Below are 15,162 nucleotides of genomic sequence, written 5' to 3' on the forward strand. Positions count from 1 at the left end.
CAGCTCAGCAGACTCGACGACGGGTTACCGAGACGATCACCCGCAAGCGTCACAGTGGATCTGCGCCAGACCCCCAACCCGAAAGGTGTCTAGACACTCGCCGACCTGTTTCATCGACCCGGCAGTTCCACCTCGGGCAGTTCGGTCGGGCGCGCCGGCTCGCCCGCCTGAACCGTCCACGCCAGGCCGGTGCGGTCGTCGGCCAGCACGACTTCGACCGCGTCGGCCACCTCGGCGGGGTCGGCCAGCCGGAAGCCGTGGGCGCGGAGGGCCGGCGCGAGCGCGGCCAGCGCCGGAGTGTCCACCAGGCCGGGGCAGAGGGCGTTGATGCGAATACCGTCGGCCGCGAGCGCGGGAGCGGCCGAGCGGACCAGGCCGATCAGCGCGTGCTTGCTTGTCGCGTAGAAGACGTCCGGCGAACCGGTCAGGCCGGCGATGCTGGCGGTGACGATCACCGAGCCGTGGCCGCGCAGGTGGGGCCGGCAGGCGTGCAGGCCGTAGACGACGCCGTCGAGGTTGGTGCCCATGGTGGCCCGGTAGCCGTCGACGGTGAAGTCGCCGAGGCCGCAGCGACCGGGGATGCCGGCATTGAGGACGGCCAGATCCAGGCGACCGAAGTGGGCCACGGTCGCGGCTACCGCGGCCAGATTCGCGTGCGGATCCGAGACGTCGGCCCGGAAGACGAACGCGGGGCCCACCGGCTCGGCCGGGCCGGGCTCGGCGCGGTTCCCGGACTGGCCGGGCTGACCCCGGGCAGCGAGCACGTCACGCTCGTCGGGGTCCGCGAACAGGTCGGGCTCGGCGCGGGCCGCGAACAGGTCGGGCTCGGCGCGGGCCGCGAACAGGTCGCGCTCGGCGCGGGCCGCGAACAGGTCGGGCTCGGCGCGGGTCGCGCGCAGAGGCGACTCGGGGCCGCTCGCCCACTGGCCGGGCTCCCCTTGGGCCGCGGGGCGGGCGGAGGGCGGAGGCGGCTTGCGGGCGTCGGGGGTGGGGTGGGTGCGGTCGACTGCGGCGACTCGGTAGCCGCGGGCTGTGAGCCGGGCGGCGATGGCGGCGCCGATGCCGCTGGCGGCGCCGGTTACCAGCGCTACCGGGGCGGTCATGGGCGCGGTCCGGCGGAGTCAGGGCGGGGCCGGGCGGGCGGTGGGGTGCCGGTGCGGGCGGGCGGTGGGGTGCCGGTGCGGGCGAGGGGTGGCGGGGTAGAAGGGCGGTCCTGTGGGTACGGCTCCAGGACTACGCCGCGGAGGCGGAGGCCGTGGCGGTTCAGGTAGGCGCGGCCGAAAGTGCGCTGGATCAGCATCAGCAGGATCAGCGTCACGACGAGAAGGGCCGCGTCGAGGGCCGGCACGCTGTCGACCGGCAGAGTCAGGGCGAGGGTCAGCCGGATCGCCGCGTCGAGCAGGCAGCCGGCCGCCCACACCGTACCGAGCAGGCTCAGCACGCGGCGGAACGGTGGGTGGCGGTCCCAGTTGTCCTGCCAGATCCGCTGCTTGTCGGGCGGGAGGACGGTGTGGGCGGCGGTGTACAGGAAAGAGCGCCTCGTGAGCAGGAGGAAGACGCCGAGGGCGGCCATCAGCACGGCGCTGCGGACCAGCAGGGCGCGTGGGCTGCCGGTGATCAGCGAGGCCGCGACGGTCGAGGCCATCACGGCCAGGACGAAGAGGCGTACGCCGTCGGGCCGTCGCCGGGCGGCCAGGTCGCGCGCCGCGCCGGCGAGCGGGAGGACCGCCCCGGCCACCAGGGCGGCCAGCGGGGAGGCGCCGGCCGCTCGGAGGCCGTAGAAGACGGCGAGCGGGGCCACCACGTCGAGCAGCAGGGTGCGGCTGAGACGGTTCACGTCAGGCCTCCCGGCGGGTCGCGAGGACGAAGGTTGTGACGACCTCCCCCGCGTACGCGGGGAAGCTGAAGCCGGGCTCCTCGCGCAACCGGCGCGCCGCGCCGTCGATCGCCCCGCGGATGATGACCGCCATCGAGCGGACGTCGAAGTCGCGGAACTCGCCTCTGGTCTGGCCCTCGGACAGCAGTTTCTCGAGCGGGGCCACGCTGACCTCCTGGGCGCCGGTCGAGGTGTAGGGCCGGCCGGTTCCGGTACGCAGGTGCGGGCCGATCTCGGTGAGCGTGGCGATGTCGGCCGGGTGGTCGCGCAGGAACTCCAGGTTGGCCTCGAGATAGGCCCGCAGCTTCCCGGACACTGTCGAGGCGGCCGCCATCCGCTCGGCCATGTACGCCGCGCCGGCCGTGAAGACGTGCACCACGATCTCGTGGATCAGTTCGTCCTTGTTCGCGAAGTGGTACGAGATCAGCCGCGGGCTGCTCAGCCCGGCCCGCTCGGTGATTTTCGCGAACGACGCCTTCGCGTACCCGATGTCGGCGATCGTGTCGATCGCGGCCTGCACGATCTGGGCCCGCCGGGCCTGGTTGGTGAAAGTCCGATCCATCGCTCCCCCGATTTATTCAGCCAGATAAATTCCACTATGGCTGAATAAGGAGCCGGAGCGCAACCCGAGTCCGGCGGGTCACCGCCGTAACGCGCCGGAAACAAGGGCTTCGCGGGAGCGAAACGAGGGTTGGTGAGGCTGGGGTCCGCGGCAGCGCGGCCGGCCATCCCGTACCGAGAAGAGGAGGCCGCATGTCGGCTGGTGATACCGCCTGGCTGCTGGTCAGCGCCGCACTGGTGCTGCTGATGGTGCCGGGGCTGGCGCTCTTCTACGGCGGCATGGTGCGGGTCAAGAGCACGCTCAACATGCTGATGATGAGCTTCATCTGCCTGGCCGTGGTGACGCTGGTCTGGGTGCTGTACGGCTATTCGCTGGCGTTCGGGCCGGACGCCGGCGGCGGGCTGATCGGCACGCTGAAGTTCGCCGGGATGGCCGGGATCGGGCCGCAGAGCCTGACCGGGTCGGTGCCGACGCTCGTGTTCGCCGGGTTCCAGCTGATGTTCGCGATCATCACCGCGGCGCTGCTCAGCGGCGCGATCGCCGACCGGGCCAAGTTCGGCACGTGGGTGGCGTTCGTGGTGATCTGGGTGACCGTGGTCTACGCGCCGATCGCCCACTGGGTGTTCACGGCGCACGGCTGGATCGCCGCCCACCTGCATATCCTCGACCTGGCCGGCGGCACCGTTGTCGAGATCAACTCGGGGTCGGCCGGGCTGGCGCTGGCGCTCGTGCTCGGGCCGCGGCTCGGGTTCCGGTCCGACCCGATGCGGCCACACAGCATGCCGCTGGTCGTGCTCGGGGCGGGGCTGCTCTGGTTCGGCTGGTTCGGGTTCAACGCCGGGTCGGCGCTGGCCGCCAACGGGTCGGCCGGGGTCGCGTTCTTCAACACGCAGGTGGCGGGCGCGGCCGCGGTGGCCGGCTGGCTGCTCGTCGAGCGGATCCGGGACGGCAAGGCGACCACGCTCGGCGCGGCCTCGGGCGCGGTGGCCGGACTGGTCGCGATCACGCCGTCCTGCGGGTCGGTGAACCCGCTCGGGGCGATGCTGATCGGGGTGATCGCGGGAGTGGTCTGCGGTTACACGGTCGGTCTCAAGCACCGGCTGGGCTACGACGACTCGCTCGACGTGGCGGGGGTGCACGGGGTCGGCGGGTTCGTCGGGACGGTGCTGATCGGGCTGCTGGCCACGGCGTCGGTGACCGGCGGGCCGCGAGGGCTGCTGTTCGGCGGCGGGGCGGGGCTGCTCGGGCGGCAGGCGCTCGCGGCGGTCACGGTCGCGGCGTACTCGTTCACGCTGACCTGGGTGATCGCGACGGTGCTGACGAAGACGGTCGGGTTCCGGGTCGACCGGGACGAGGAGCACGGCGGCCTCGACCTGGCGGTGCACGGCGAGACGGCGTACGACCTGGTGCCGCACGTGGTCGGCGGCGGCGGCCGGACCGCGGGTCAGCACCAGCCCGGCCGGATCCCCGCGGCCCAAGGCTGAGGGCGCGGGGTCCGGCCGGGGCTCATCGGCCCGGTCAGGAGGCGCGCTGCACCTCGGTGGCCGGGTTGCCGTCGACCGCCGCCGCCATCTGCGGCACCAGCTTGTCGAGCAGGTACGGCAGGCTGAGCGCGGTCACGAACGAGGTCGCCGACCCTTCGAGCTCGGTGTTCGTGAGGTAGATGTCGCGGCCGGCGGTCTTCACCGCCAGCTTCGCGTAGAGCGGGTCGGCCTGGACCTTCGCCTTGTCCTTGGCGTAGTCGTCGACCAGCCAGACGAGGACGTCGGTGTTCAGCATGTCGGTGCGTTCCCGGCTCAGGTTGGCCCCGAAGTCCTTGCCGGTGACCGCGGCCAGCCCGTCCGGCAGCGTGAAGCCGAGGTCGGTCAGCAGCCGGCCGCGGGCGTCCTCCGGGCCGTAGACGTAGTAGCCCTCGTACGTCGTCGCCATCAGCGCGGTCCGGCCGACGAACTCGGGATGGGCGGTCCTCACCGCCGCGAGCTTCGCCTGCACGTCACCGACCACCTGATCGGCCTGGGCCGAACGACCGACCGCCTTGCCGACGGTGCGGGTCACGTCCTGCCACGAGGCACCGAAGTCGAGGGCGCCCGGCGGCTGCGCGACGGTCGGCGCGATCTTCGACAGGGTCTTGTAGTCCTGGTCGGTGAGTCCGGAGTAGAGGCCCAGGATGAGGTCGGGCCGCAGCGCCGCGACCTTCTCGAACTGGATGCCGTCGGTGTTGGTGAGCACGGCCGGCTTGGCGGCGCCGCCGAGCTTGCCGGCGGCCCAGGGCCAGATCGCGCCCGGCTGCTCGCCGAACCACTCGGTCGTGCCGGCCGGGACCACGCCGACCGAGAGCAGGGCGTCCTGTTCGACGAGGCCGACGACGACGATCCGCTTCGGCTCCGACTTGATCGTGGTGCTGCCGAACTTGTGGTCGATGGTGACCGGGAACGCCGCCTCGGCCGCCGGACCGTTGCTCCCGGCGGCGGCCGGCGTCCGGTCGTCGTTGCTGCCGCAGGCGGCGAGCAGGAGCACGACTCCCGCTGCCGCGGCGAGGGCGCTGCGCCGGAGGGTGGATAGCCGCACGGCTGGTCCTTTCGGAGGTCGTATAGGTTAGGCTCACCTAACCACACGAGGCCTACCTAAGCACATCCACCCCATCGGAGAAGTAGACGTGACCGCTGGCACCGTCGTACGACAGCAGCTGCCGATCGAGAAGGCGTCTCGCTGGACCGGCCTGGTCATAGTGGCGGCCGCCCTGATCGTCGCGGCCGCGCTGAGCATCGCCGTCGGCAGCCGCACGATCGGCCCCGGCAAGGTCTGGCACGTGCTCTGGCACGACGACGGCTCGCCCAGCGCGGTGATCGTCCACCAGTTGCGCCTACCGAGAACGGTGCTCGGCATCGCGGTCGGCGCCGCGCTCGGCCTGGCCGGCACGCTGATGCAGGCCCTCACCCGCAACCCACTGGCCGAGCCGGGGCTGCTCGGCGTCAGTCTCGGCGCCTCGACCGGCGTGGTGCTGGCGATCGCGTTCCTCGGCGTCACCAGCGCCACCGGCTACGTCTGGTTCGCCTTCATCGGCGCCGCGCTCACCTCGCTGGCCGTCTTCTTCCTCGGCGGCGCCGGCAAGGCACCGACCCCGGAACGCCAGGTGCTCGCGGGCATCTCGTTCACCTCGGTGCTCGGCGCGATCGTCTGGGCGGTCCTGGTCACCAATCGGGAGATCTTCGACCGCTACCGGCACTGGGACGTCGGCTCGCTCGCCGACCGGGACAACTCGACCATCGTTCAGGTCCTGCCGTTCATCGCCGCCGGGGTGCTGCTCGCGCTGGCGCTCGGCCGGCAGCTGAACGCGCTCGGCCTGGGCGACGAATCGGCCACCTCGATGGGCGCCCGGCCGACCCGGATCCGGCTGCTCGGCATGCTCGCGATCACCCTGCTGTGCGGGGCCGCGACCGCCGCGGCCGGGCCGATCGGCTTCCTCGGGCTGGCCGTCCCGTACGCCGCCCGCCTCTTCACCGGCTCCGACCACCGCTGGATCCTGGCCTACTCGGTGGTCCTCGGTCCGGCCCTGCTGCTCGCCTCGGACGTGCTCGGCCGGGTGCTGGTCGCGCCGGCCGAACTGCCGGTCGGGGTGGTCACGGCGTTCCTCGGCGCGCCGCTGTTCATCGCGATCTGCCGCCGGCGCCGACTGAGTGCCCTGTGAGTTATCTGGTCTCCCGGCGCGGCCGCTTCTCGGTGCGCGTCCACGTGCGCACGCTGATCGCCTCCTGTGCCCTGCTTCTCGCCGCCGCCGTGGTGGCCGTGGTCAACCTGTCCAGTGGCGACTTCCCCGTCCCGGTCGCCGATGTGCTGAAAAGCCTTGCCGGGCAGGGCGATGCGGGAACCGACTTCATCGTCTACGACCTGCGGTTGCCCCGGGTGCTCATCACCCTGTTCGTCGGCGCCGCTCTTGGCGTCAGCGGCGCCACCTTCCAGGGGTTGACGCGGAACCCGTTGGGCAGTCCCGATTTCGTCGGCCTCACGGTCGGCGCGTCGTCCGGCGCTCTCGTCGTCATCCTGCTGCTCGGCGGCAGCGGCCTGGCGATCGGCGCCGGGGCGCTCATCGGGTGCCTGGGTACCTCGATCACGATCTATCTGCTGGCGTTCCGGCGCGGCGTCCAGCCGTTCCGGCTCGTGCTGATCGGCATCGGGGTGTCGGCGCTGCTCGACGCGTTCAACTCGTTGTTCGTCTACCGGGCCCGGCTCGACGAGGCGGTCGAGGCGCAGGTGTGGCTGATCGGCAGCGTCAACGGGCACGGCTGGACCGAGGTGGCGGTGGTCGGGATCCTGCTGGCCGTGCTGCTTCCGGTGGCGCTCTACTTCGGACGGCACCTCGACCTGCTGGCGCTGGGCGACGAGACCGCGGTGCTGCAGGGCGTACGCGTGGAGCGCAGCCGGGCGTTCCTGGCCCTCGCCGGCGTGGGCCTGGCCGCCGGGGCGACCGCCGCGGCCGGCCCGATCTCCTTCGTCGCCCTCGCCGCCGGCCCGCTCGCCGCCCGCCTCACCCGCTCGCCGCGCGCCGGGCTGCTGCCCGCCACGCTGATGGGCGCCGCCCTGCTGGTGGCGAGCGACTGGCTCGCCCAGCGGGTGCTGCCGGGCAACGACGTCCCGGTCGGTGTCGTCACCGCCGCTCTCGGCGGCATCTATCTGACCTGGCTGCTGGCCGGACAAGGAGCCAAGCGATGAACGACGGGCGACTGCGCGGCGACGCGCTCACGCTGGCCTACGACCGCCGGGTGGTGGTCAAGGACCTCGACGTACGCATCACCGACGGCTCCTTCACCGTGATCGTCGGCCCCAACGCGTGCGGCAAATCGACGATGCTGCGGTCGCTGGCGCGCGTGCTGAGGCCGCAGTCGGGGTCGGTTTACCTGGATGGGCAGGCGATCGCCTCGTACCCGTCGAAATACGTCGCCAAGCAACTCGGCATGCTGCCGCAGTCGCCGATCGTGCCGGCCGGCATCGTGGTCGAGGAACTGGTCGCCCGCGGCCGTTTCGCGCACCAGCGCCTGCTTCGCCAGTGGTCGGGCGAGGACGAGGCGGCCGTGAAGGACGCGATGCGGCAGACCGAGGTCACCGATCTGGCCGACCGGTTCGTCGACGAGCTGTCCGGCGGCCAGCGGCAGCGGGTGTGGCTCGCGATGGCGCTGGCCCAGCAGACGCCACTGCTGCTGCTCGACGAGCCCACCACGTTTCTCGACCTGTCCCATCAGTTCGAGGTGCTCGATCTGTGTGCCGAGCTTCACGAGCAGGGCCGCACGGTCGTCGCGGTGCTGCACGACCTCAACCACGCGTGCCGCTACGCGACCGAGCTCATCGTGATGAAGGCCGGCTCGATCCTGGCACAGGGGCCGCCCTCGTCGGTGATGACCCCGGCCCTGGTCGAGGAGGTCTTCTCGATGCCGTGCCGGGTGATGGACGACCCGGAGACCGGCACCCCGATGATCGTTCCGGCGAGTCGTGCGCGGCGGCATGCGCTCGCTTCGTGAACAGCGCCGGTGGATCGCCCTGAGCACGGTCTTCATCGCGCTGTGGCAGGCCGGTGAGGTCGCGGTCCCGGTGCTCATCGGCGTCGTCATCGACCGGGCGCGGCACGGCGGGCTCGTTCCCTGGCTCGCCCTGCTCGCCAATGTCTACATCGGACTGTCGTACAGCTTCCGTTACGGCGAGCGGTTCGGGGAGCGCGCGTCCGAGCAGGCCGCCCACTCCCTGCGCCTGCGCGTCACCCGGCGCGCCCTGGACGACCGCGGCGGCGCCGAATCCCTTCCCGGCGCCCTGGTCTCGATCGCCACCAGCGACGCCGCCCGGGTGGGTGCGGTCGCCGTCGCCCTCTCGTCCGGGGTGGCCGCGCTGGTCGCACTCGTGCTGGCCGCCGCCTTCCTGCTCGGGATCTCCGTGCCGCTCGGGCTGCTCGTGCTCCTCGGCACCCCTCCCCTGCTCTGGCTGACCCACCGGCTCGGCGGCCCGCTGGAGGAACGCAGCGAGGAGGAACAGGAACACGCCGCCCAGGCGTCGGGCATCGCGGCCGACCTGGTCGCCGGACTCCGCGTCGTGAAAGGCCTGCGGGCCGAGGACGCCGCCGTCTCCCGCTACCGGCGCCGCAGCCGGGCCGCTTTACGGGCAACCGTCCGGTCCGCCCGCGCCGAGGCCGCCTACCAGGGCGTCGTGGCGACGCTGAGCGGATTTTTCCTCGCCGTCGTCGCGGTGGTCGGCGGCCTGCTGGCGCTGCACGGCCACCTCAGCGTCGGCCAGCTCGTATCGTCGGTCGGCCTCGCCCAATTCCTGGTCGGGCCGATGTCCACGTTCGGCTGGGTCGGCTCGGATCTGGCTCAGGGCCGGGCCTCGGCCCGGCGCATCGCCGCGGTCCTGCAGGCGCCGCCGGCGGTCACCGGAGGCGATTCGGCGCCGGCATTCCCGGTCGTCGGGCAGATTTCCGTACGCGACGTGACCGCCTCGCCCCTGCAGGAGCTGACCCTCGAGGTCGCCGGAGGTTCGATGGTCGGCATAGTCACCCCCGACCCGGCCTCGGCCCGCGAACTGGTCCGGCTGCTGGGCCGCGCCCACGACCCGTCCTCGGGCTCGCTGCACCTGGACGGGATCCCCTTGACATCGCTGGCGCCGGACGCCCTCCGGGCGGCGATCCTGGCCGTCGACCACCACACCGAACTCTTCGCCGGCCCGCTCCGCGACGGCATCCCGGACGCCGCGCTGGCCGCGGCCGCCGCGGACGAGGTGGCCCGCGCCCTGCCGGACGGCCTCGGCACCGTGCTCGACGACGGCGCCCGCACCCTCTCCGGCGGCCAGCGCCAGCGGGTGGCCCTCGCCCGGGCACTCGCCTCGGACGCGCCGGTGCTGGTCCTGCACGACCCGACCACGGCCGTCGACACCGTCACCGAGGCCCGGATCGCCTCCGGCCTCCGCGACCTGCGCGCCGGCCGGACCACCGTCCTGGTCACCACCAGCCCGGCCCTGCTCGCCGTCACCGACCGCGTCATCGTGCTCGGCTCGGGGGCGGTCCGCGCCGAGGGCACCCACACCGATCTGATCGCCACCGATCCGGCCTACCGGGAGACCGTCCTCTCATGACGACGCAGCCGCTGCCGACCGCCACTCCGCGCCGCACCCTCGGCCACCTGCGGATCCTCGCCCGGGCCCACCGCGGCGGCCTGACCGGTGCGCTGCTCCTGCTCGTGGCCGGTACCGCGGCCGGGCTGATCACGCCGCCGCTGCTCGGCCACATCGTCGACCTGGCCGGCACCCACGGCAGCACCGCCGCGATCGTCCGGTCGGGCGCCGGGCTCCTCGCCGGAGCAGTCGCCGAGGCCGCCCTGGCCGGGGCCGGCGCGGCGCTGCTCGCCCAGGCCGGCGAGAGCATGCTGGCCCGGCTGCGGGAACGCTTCGTCCGCTCGGCCCTGCACCTGCCCCTGGAACAGGTCGAGCGGGCCGGGGCCGGCGACCTCACCTCCCGGGTCACCAACGACGTCACGGTCGTCGCCGAGGCCGCCCGCAGCGCCCTGCCCTCGTTCGTCCGGGCGGTGCTCACCATCGCGCTGACGCTCGGCGGCCTGGCCGTGCTCGACTGGCGGTTCCTGCTCGCCGCGCTGATCGCCGTGCCGGTCCAGCTCCACACCGTCCGCTGGTACGCCCGGCGCGCCGTCCCCCTCTACGCCGAGCAGCGCGTCGCGGTGGCCGGCCAGCAGCAGCATCTGCTCGCCACCATCAACGGCGCCTCGACGATCCGCGCCTTCCGCAGCGCCGGCGAGCACCGCAACCGGGTCGCCGCCCAGTCCCAGCGGGCGGTCGACCTGCTGCTGCGCGGCGTCGCCCTGCAGACCCGCTTCTACGCCCGGCTGCACGTGGCCGAGTTCGCCGGCCTGGCCGCGGTGCTGGCCACCGGCTTCTATCTGGTCCGCGCCGACCTGGTGACGATCGGCACGGCGACCGCGGCCGCCCTCTACTTCCACGGCCTGTTCGAGCCGATCAACGTCGCCCTGGCCCTGGTCGACGACGCCCAGGCCGCCGCCTCGGGCCTCGACCGCCTGGTCGGGGTGGCCGAACTCGACCCGCCCGCGCGCGCCGCAGCGACCGCCACCACGGCCGGGAACGCCGTCGTCGTCAGCGGCCTCGGCTACGCCTATCACGCGGACCGGCCGGTGCTGCACGGGATCGATCTGACGATCGCGCCGGGCGAACGCGTCGCCGTGGTCGGCTCCAGCGGCGCCGGCAAGACCACGCTGGCCAAGGTGATCGCCGGCGTCCACCCGCCGTCCACGGGCACGGTGGCCGTACCGGCCGGCGAAGTCGCCCTGATCACCCAGGAGGTGCACGTCTTCGCCGGCACCCTGGCCGACGACCTCCGGCTGGCGCGGCCGGACGCCACCGACGACGAGATCCGGTCCGCGATGGCAGCGGTCGACGCGCTCGCCTGGGCGGAAGGCCTACCGGACGGCCTCGGCACCGAGGTCGGGGCGGGCGGCCACACGCTGACCGCCGCCCAGGCCCAGCAGCTCGCCTTCGCCCGCGTGATCCTGACCGATCCCCCGGTGGCCGTCCTCGACGAGGCGACGGCCGAGGCCGGGAGCGCCGGTGCCCGCCTGCTGGAGCGGGCCGCGGCCGCCGCGCTCGCCGGCCGTACGGCGCTGATCGTCGCCCACCGGCTGACCCAGGCCGTCGCGGCCGACCGCGTGCTGGTCATGGAGAACGGCCGCATCGTCGACTCGGGCACCCACGCCGAGCTGGCCGGGCGCGCGGGCCCGTACGCCACCCTGTGGCAGGCCTGGTCCGACCAGCGACCGGCGGTCACCCGGGATTGTCGATGAACCTCTGGTTGCTGCCGCCGTTCCACGGCCACGCGTCGATGGCCCCGCCCTGCGTGCGGCTGCCGCCGTAGACGTCCATGTACAGACCGCTGGCCGGGCTGTGCAGCGAGAAGGTGAGGGTCGCCGTTGTCGGTGATGCCGGCGCACCGGATCAACCGTCCTCATAGGGCGATCGGCCTAGCCCTTGTAGTACTCGTCCTTGGCGTAGCTGTCGCCGTCGAGCAGCAACGTGTGTATGGCTTCGCCGTAGACCTCCGTGCCTTCGACGCTCCAGCTGCGGGCCTTGATGAACACGCGGCCGTCATTGGCGTACAGCGTGATCTTCTGGCCGGCCACCCGGCTGTAGCCGGCGAAATGGATGTTGGTCTGGCGGTTCTCCATGGTGAATTTGCCGGAGGCGGTGAAGGTGTACCAGAACGCGTCGTTCGCGCCGCCCTGCCACCGGCCGACGAGGGCGGACGGCGTCCGGGTCGGCGGCAGCGCCGCCACCGTCTTCTTGGGGGACGGAGGCGGGGTCGTCCGGTGCGTCGCAGGGGCGGTTGTCGCCGGAGCCTTGCCGTCGCCGGTGCAGCGCGCGGTCAGCGTACGCACGCCGCTGGTCATCCTGGTCTGGTCCTTCTTGAGGTAGCCGTCACCCAGGTCGACCACACCGCGCATGAGGTCCAGATCCTGGCTGACGCCGGCGCTGTCGGACATCGTGTTGATGAGGGCCTGCCGCTGCTGGTCGCTGAGCGAGGCGTAGTTGGTGCGGAAGTTGCCGAAGTCGGTGCACGTCCGGGCGACCGGGTCGGCGTTCACCGTCGGGGTGGCCGGGCCGGGTGCCGGGTCGTGCGAGGTGGTGCAGGCGACCGAGAGCAGCGCGACCGCCGCGAGTTCGGCGGCGACGACGGCCCGGGTGGGGGTTCTCATGGGTACTCCCGATTGATGATCGGCGACGCGGACGGTCCGCGCCGCACCAGATGGGCCAGCCCGATGCCGGGCAGGGCGAGGAGCACGGCGGCAAGACCGCCTTCGAGGACGGTCCAGCGGAGTACGAGTTCGACGTACGCGCGGTCCAGATCCCAGGCGCACGGGCCGGGCCGCAGGCTCATCGCGGGAATGCAACCGCCGAGCGGGATCGCGGCCAGTTGCGCACCGGCCGCGAGCAGCCCGGTGACGAACGCGGCCAGGACGGCCGGGGCGACCCGGCGGGTCCGGGCCGCGACCACGGCCGCGACCAGCGCCTGCGCGGCGACCGCGAGCATCGTCTCCAGGTAGGCGAACGCGAGCGCGAACTGCGGTCCGTTGCGGACGGCGGCCGGCCGGTTCGTGTGCAGGTTCAGCCGCCAGACGACCAGCGCGGCAGCGAAACCGGCGCCGCCGGCTGCAGCGGCGAACAGCGCGAACCGCACCCGGGCCCCGGCCAGCAGCGGGAAGAGCCAGGCCGCGACGAACAGCGGCGGCAGCACGCCGGTCCAGATCAGCTGCAGGGCCAGGCTGTGCCCGGAGAGCAGCCAGATCGCGTACGGGCCGACCGGCAGCCCACCCGACGCGAGCGCCCGATAGTCGGTGCGCGCCTGATCGGCCAGCGTGGCGAGCATCGGGTGCAGGTCGTGCAGCAGGAACCAGTAGCCGACGAGCACCGTCGCCGCGTACCCGCACAGCAGCGCGCCCCACCACCCGGCCGCACCGGTCCGCCGGCCCGAGTCCCGCCAGGCTTTCGCCGTCGCGGCCGCCCAGGCGACCAGCGCGGCCGCACCGGCCACGGGCAGGACGATCAGCACCGTCAGCTCGGCCGGCCCCGGCGTGCCGAGGGCGCCGAACGGCCCGGTCTGCGCGGCCGGCAACGACAGCGGGTACGCGGCGAGCACCCCAGCCGCGAATCCGGCCGCCACGCCCGTGAGCGCCCGGAATCCGGCCCGCCGGGCGAGGACCGAGCGCCACACCGTGATCCCGAGAACCGCCCCGCCGACCGACGCGAACGGCGCCGACGCCACCCAGCGCACCATCAGCGGGTCGGCCCAGCCCGACTGCACGAGCAGGGTGACGACGTCGTTGACCGGCAGCACGCAGATCAGGCCGGTCGCGGCGGCCTCGGCCGCACTGGGCACCGCGAGCAGGCCCGGGTCGGCGGCGACGGCGGCCCGGCGGGCGTGCGAGGGGTGGGTCCAGCTGAACCGGCTCCTGGTTGCGGGCGGGGCGCTGCGGGCGGTGGCGTCCGCCTCGAGTTCGCGCGTGCGCAGGACGGCGTTGCGGATGAGCAGGACGATCGCGGCGAGCAGGACCGCTCGTACGCCGACCTGTTCAATAGCCGCCAGCGGAAGCAGCGCGACCACCACGAAAGCCCACCAGGTCGCGTTCGTGAACGAGTGCCTGCCGACGTCGCGGTTGGCCAGGTGGGCGAGTTCGTGGCGGACGACCGCCTCGTTCTCGTCCAGTTTCATGAGCAGGCCCCCGTCGAGGCGGACGAACGTGCGGTTGCGCCGCCCGAACGCGCCGGCCGAGACGTCGCGGCGGCTGCTGGCCAGGAAGGTGGGCGGCCGGGCCAGCCCGGACTCGCGGACCAGCCGGTCAAGCATCGCCACATTGCCGTCGAGCGGTTCCCAGCTGCCCCGCCGGATCATCCACATAGGAGTGGCGAGGTGAATGGCGCCGGCAAGGCCGAGGAGGAGAACCGGGCCACCGATCATCCAGAGCACCGCCGCTTTCCCGTACGGCGCGAGACACGGTTCCGCGGTCACACACGGCGACCCGGCGGCGGCGAGATTCACGTACAGGTAGTCGTACACGAAAATGGTGATGCCGACGGCCGCCGCGATCAACAGCGTGAACCGGCCGGTGGTGGCCGACGGAAGGGAAGTCACCGCGGATCTTTCGCGGTGAGGGCGATAACCGCGTCCGCGATCGCCCGCGCCTTTGCTTTGCTGATCTTCAGCCTCAGCCCCTCCTGCTCGATCCGCTCGTGCAGCGCGTCCAGAGCCGCGGCGTCGAGCACGATCGGTTCACGCTGGGCCGGGCCGACGCGGAAGAGCGCACGCAGCTTCGCCACGGTCGCCTTGGCGGTGTGTTTGGTGCCGTCGGCGGCCAGGTCACCGAGCATTCCGGTGACCACCGGCAGGACCACCGCGGTCAGCAGCTCGACGCTCTCCTGCCCGCCGTAGTCGAGCCCGCCGGACCGGCGGCGCCCGGTGAAATAGGCTTTCGCGGAAGCGCTGAAGAACAGCAGTTCACCGGGCGCGACGTCCCGGATCACCTCCCGCGCGACATCGGCGACAAGATCATTGTCAATGGTTTTTACCATTCGCTTTCGTCTCCCCCTGAGCACTTACGGGTAAGTACGCAGCAAGGAAGATCAGCGATCAGCCATCGACAATTTATATATTCACCCGAAAGGCGGACTCCATTCCGGCTGATTGCCGCCGAACGGACCCATTGTCACGCCGAGCGGCCGAGGAGTTCGCGGGCGAGTTCCGGATCCAGGTCGACGTAGTACCAGATCCGGAAAGTTCAGAGGGTGTCGGCCAGTTCGTCGGGTACGCGCATGCGCCAGGCGTCGGTGACCAGTTCGGCCAGGCGGACGACCGAGACCTTCGCCAGTCGGACCATCACCAGCGGCAGACCGTCGTAGCCCGGCGTGGTGAAGAACAGGTCGGGTTCGCCGAGGACCAGCGCCTGCTTCTCGCCCTCGTCGCCGACGTAGAGAACGGCGATGTCGGTGCGGATCACCCGTCGCTGCCCGGGGTTGCGCTCCGGGTACGACCAGACGAAACCCTTGTTGAGCACCCGGAAGTCGAAGCCGTCGCTGTCGATCTCCACCACCTGCGGGAGGGAGAGCGCGAGGCGGCGTACGTCGTCGGCGTCGGCCATGGGCCGAGGCTACCCCGCGGCGGGGTAGCCCCGGC

General features: G+C 72.6%; 15 protein-coding genes. 6 read left to right on the plus strand and 9 right to left on the minus strand.

The genetic code is table 11. The annotated features are described in order from the left end of the window. Positions 1 to 110 precede the first annotated feature (110 nt). Genes ACIA5C_RS42030 through ACIA5C_RS42040 form a run of 3 tightly spaced genes read right to left on the minus strand, consistent with a single transcriptional unit; the run spans position 111 to position 2,438 of the window. Positions 111 to 1,103: an SDR family NAD(P)-dependent oxidoreductase gene (locus ACIA5C_RS42030; protein ID WP_396065616.1), complete on the minus strand. Its 993-nt coding sequence runs from the start codon at positions 1,101 to 1,103 to the stop codon at positions 111 to 113. Then, positions 1,100 to 1,837, minus strand: coding sequence for a VC0807 family protein (locus tag ACIA5C_RS42035; protein WP_396065618.1), 738 nt, complete (start codon positions 1,835 to 1,837; stop codon positions 1,100 to 1,102). The genes ACIA5C_RS42030 and ACIA5C_RS42035 overlap by 4 nt, the downstream gene beginning before the upstream one ends. Before the next feature lies 1 nt (position 1,838). Next, positions 1,839 to 2,438 (minus strand): TetR/AcrR family transcriptional regulator, encoded by a 600-nt coding sequence (locus ACIA5C_RS42040; protein WP_396065620.1) that lies wholly within the window; start codon positions 2,436 to 2,438, stop codon positions 1,839 to 1,841. Positions 2,439 to 2,629: 191 nt separating this feature from the next. Between ACIA5C_RS42040 and ACIA5C_RS42045 the strand changes: the two genes are divergently transcribed. Further along, a complete protein-coding gene (locus ACIA5C_RS42045) occupies positions 2,630 to 3,922 on the plus strand; it encodes an ammonium transporter (protein ID WP_396065622.1) in 1,293 nt (430 codons plus the stop codon). A 34-nt stretch (positions 3,923 to 3,956) separates the two neighbouring features. Here ACIA5C_RS42045 and ACIA5C_RS42050 read toward each other — a convergent pair whose 3' ends face one another. Then, positions 3,957 to 5,006: an iron-siderophore ABC transporter substrate-binding protein gene (locus tag ACIA5C_RS42050; protein ID WP_396065624.1), complete on the minus strand. Its 1,050-nt coding sequence runs from the start codon at positions 5,004 to 5,006 to the stop codon at positions 3,957 to 3,959. An 88-nt stretch (positions 5,007 to 5,094) separates the two neighbouring features. Here ACIA5C_RS42050 and ACIA5C_RS42055 point away from each other — a divergent pair, with 88 nt between their 5' ends. Genes ACIA5C_RS42055 through ACIA5C_RS42075 form a run of 5 tightly spaced genes read left to right on the plus strand, consistent with a single transcriptional unit; the run spans position 5,095 to position 11,281 of the window. Continuing rightward, complete coding sequence (locus tag ACIA5C_RS42055; RefSeq protein ID WP_396065626.1) at positions 5,095 to 6,126, plus strand: FecCD family ABC transporter permease; 1,032 nt, start codon at positions 5,095 to 5,097, stop codon at positions 6,124 to 6,126. Continuing rightward, on the plus strand, positions 6,123 to 7,148 hold the full coding sequence (locus ACIA5C_RS42060) for a FecCD family ABC transporter permease (RefSeq protein WP_396065628.1): 1,026 nt from the start codon (positions 6,123 to 6,125) through the stop codon (positions 7,146 to 7,148). The genes ACIA5C_RS42055 and ACIA5C_RS42060 overlap by 4 nt, the downstream gene beginning before the upstream one ends. Then, the gene (locus tag ACIA5C_RS42065) at positions 7,145 to 7,951 is read left to right on the plus strand and encodes an ABC transporter ATP-binding protein (protein WP_396065630.1); all 807 of its coding nucleotides are present in this window, start codon (positions 7,145 to 7,147) and stop codon (positions 7,949 to 7,951) included. The genes ACIA5C_RS42060 and ACIA5C_RS42065 overlap by 4 nt, the downstream gene beginning before the upstream one ends. Continuing rightward, entirely contained in the window at positions 7,935 to 9,548 is a 1,614-nt protein-coding gene (locus ACIA5C_RS42070) for an ABC transporter ATP-binding protein (protein WP_396065632.1), read from the plus strand. The genes ACIA5C_RS42065 and ACIA5C_RS42070 overlap by 17 nt, the downstream gene beginning before the upstream one ends. Continuing rightward, complete coding sequence (locus ACIA5C_RS42075; protein WP_396065634.1) at positions 9,545 to 11,281, plus strand: ABC transporter ATP-binding protein; 1,737 nt, start codon at positions 9,545 to 9,547, stop codon at positions 11,279 to 11,281. The genes ACIA5C_RS42070 and ACIA5C_RS42075 overlap by 4 nt, the downstream gene beginning before the upstream one ends. On the opposite strand, the gene ACIA5C_RS42080 is transcribed toward ACIA5C_RS42075, so the two are convergent. From ACIA5C_RS42080 to ACIA5C_RS42100, 5 genes are all read right to left on the minus strand, one after another. Next, positions 11,262 to 11,360, minus strand: coding sequence for a hypothetical protein (locus tag ACIA5C_RS42080; protein WP_396065636.1), 99 nt, complete (start codon positions 11,358 to 11,360; stop codon positions 11,262 to 11,264). The two genes, ACIA5C_RS42075 and ACIA5C_RS42080, sit on opposite strands and share 20 nt — an antisense overlap. Before the next feature lie 98 nt (positions 11,361 to 11,458). Beyond that, positions 11,459 to 12,190: a hypothetical protein gene (locus ACIA5C_RS42085; protein WP_396065638.1), complete on the minus strand. Its 732-nt coding sequence runs from the start codon at positions 12,188 to 12,190 to the stop codon at positions 11,459 to 11,461. Next, positions 12,187 to 14,124, minus strand: coding sequence for a M48 family metalloprotease (locus tag ACIA5C_RS42090; protein ID WP_396065640.1), 1,938 nt, complete (start codon positions 14,122 to 14,124; stop codon positions 12,187 to 12,189). Before ACIA5C_RS42090 ends, ACIA5C_RS42085 begins: the two co-directional genes overlap by 4 nt. Beyond that, positions 14,121 to 14,561 (minus strand): hypothetical protein, encoded by a 441-nt coding sequence (locus ACIA5C_RS42095; protein WP_396065642.1) that lies wholly within the window; start codon positions 14,559 to 14,561, stop codon positions 14,121 to 14,123. The genes ACIA5C_RS42090 and ACIA5C_RS42095 overlap by 4 nt, the downstream gene beginning before the upstream one ends. 206 nt (positions 14,562 to 14,767) lie before the next feature. Beyond that, a complete protein-coding gene (locus ACIA5C_RS42100; RefSeq protein WP_396065644.1) occupies positions 14,768 to 15,127 on the minus strand; it encodes an MmcQ/YjbR family DNA-binding protein in 360 nt (119 codons plus the stop codon). Between the last annotated feature and the right edge of the window lie 35 nt (positions 15,128 to 15,162).

The organism is Actinoplanes sp. NPDC051343, from assembly GCF_044455125.1.
Taxonomy (GTDB): domain Bacteria; phylum Actinomycetota; class Actinomycetes; order Mycobacteriales; family Micromonosporaceae; genus Actinoplanes.

Bases quoted from the DNA above. Each gene is read 5' to 3' on its own strand.
- ACIA5C_RS42030 (WP_396065616.1), bottom strand. From the start codon at position 1,103: ATGACCGCCCCGGTAGCGCTGGTAACCGGCGCCGCCAGCGGCATCGGC.
- ACIA5C_RS42040 (WP_396065620.1), bottom strand. From the start codon at position 2,438: ATGGATCGGACTTTCACCAACCAGGCCCGGCGGGCCCAGATCGTGCAG.
- ACIA5C_RS42045 (WP_396065622.1), top strand. From the start codon at position 2,630: ATGTCGGCTGGTGATACCGCCTGGCTGCTGGTCAGCGCCGCACTGGTG.
- ACIA5C_RS42065 (WP_396065630.1), top strand. From the start codon at position 7,145: ATGAACGACGGGCGACTGCGCGGCGACGCGCTCACGCTGGCCTACGAC.
- ACIA5C_RS42070 (WP_396065632.1), top strand. From the start codon at position 7,935: ATGCGCTCGCTTCGTGAACAGCGCCGGTGGATCGCCCTGAGCACGGTC.
- ACIA5C_RS42075 (WP_396065634.1), top strand. From the start codon at position 9,545: ATGACGACGCAGCCGCTGCCGACCGCCACTCCGCGCCGCACCCTCGGC.
- ACIA5C_RS42080 (WP_396065636.1), bottom strand. From the start codon at position 11,360: ATGGACGTCTACGGCGGCAGCCGCACGCAGGGCGGGGCCATCGACGCG.
- ACIA5C_RS42085 (WP_396065638.1), bottom strand. From the start codon at position 12,190: ATGAGAACCCCCACCCGGGCCGTCGTCGCCGCCGAACTCGCGGCGGTC.
- ACIA5C_RS42095 (WP_396065642.1), bottom strand. From the start codon at position 14,561: ATGGTAAAAACCATTGACAATGATCTTGTCGCCGATGTCGCGCGGGAG.
- ACIA5C_RS42100 (WP_396065644.1), bottom strand. From the start codon at position 15,127: ATGGCCGACGCCGACGACGTACGCCGCCTCGCGCTCTCCCTCCCGCAG.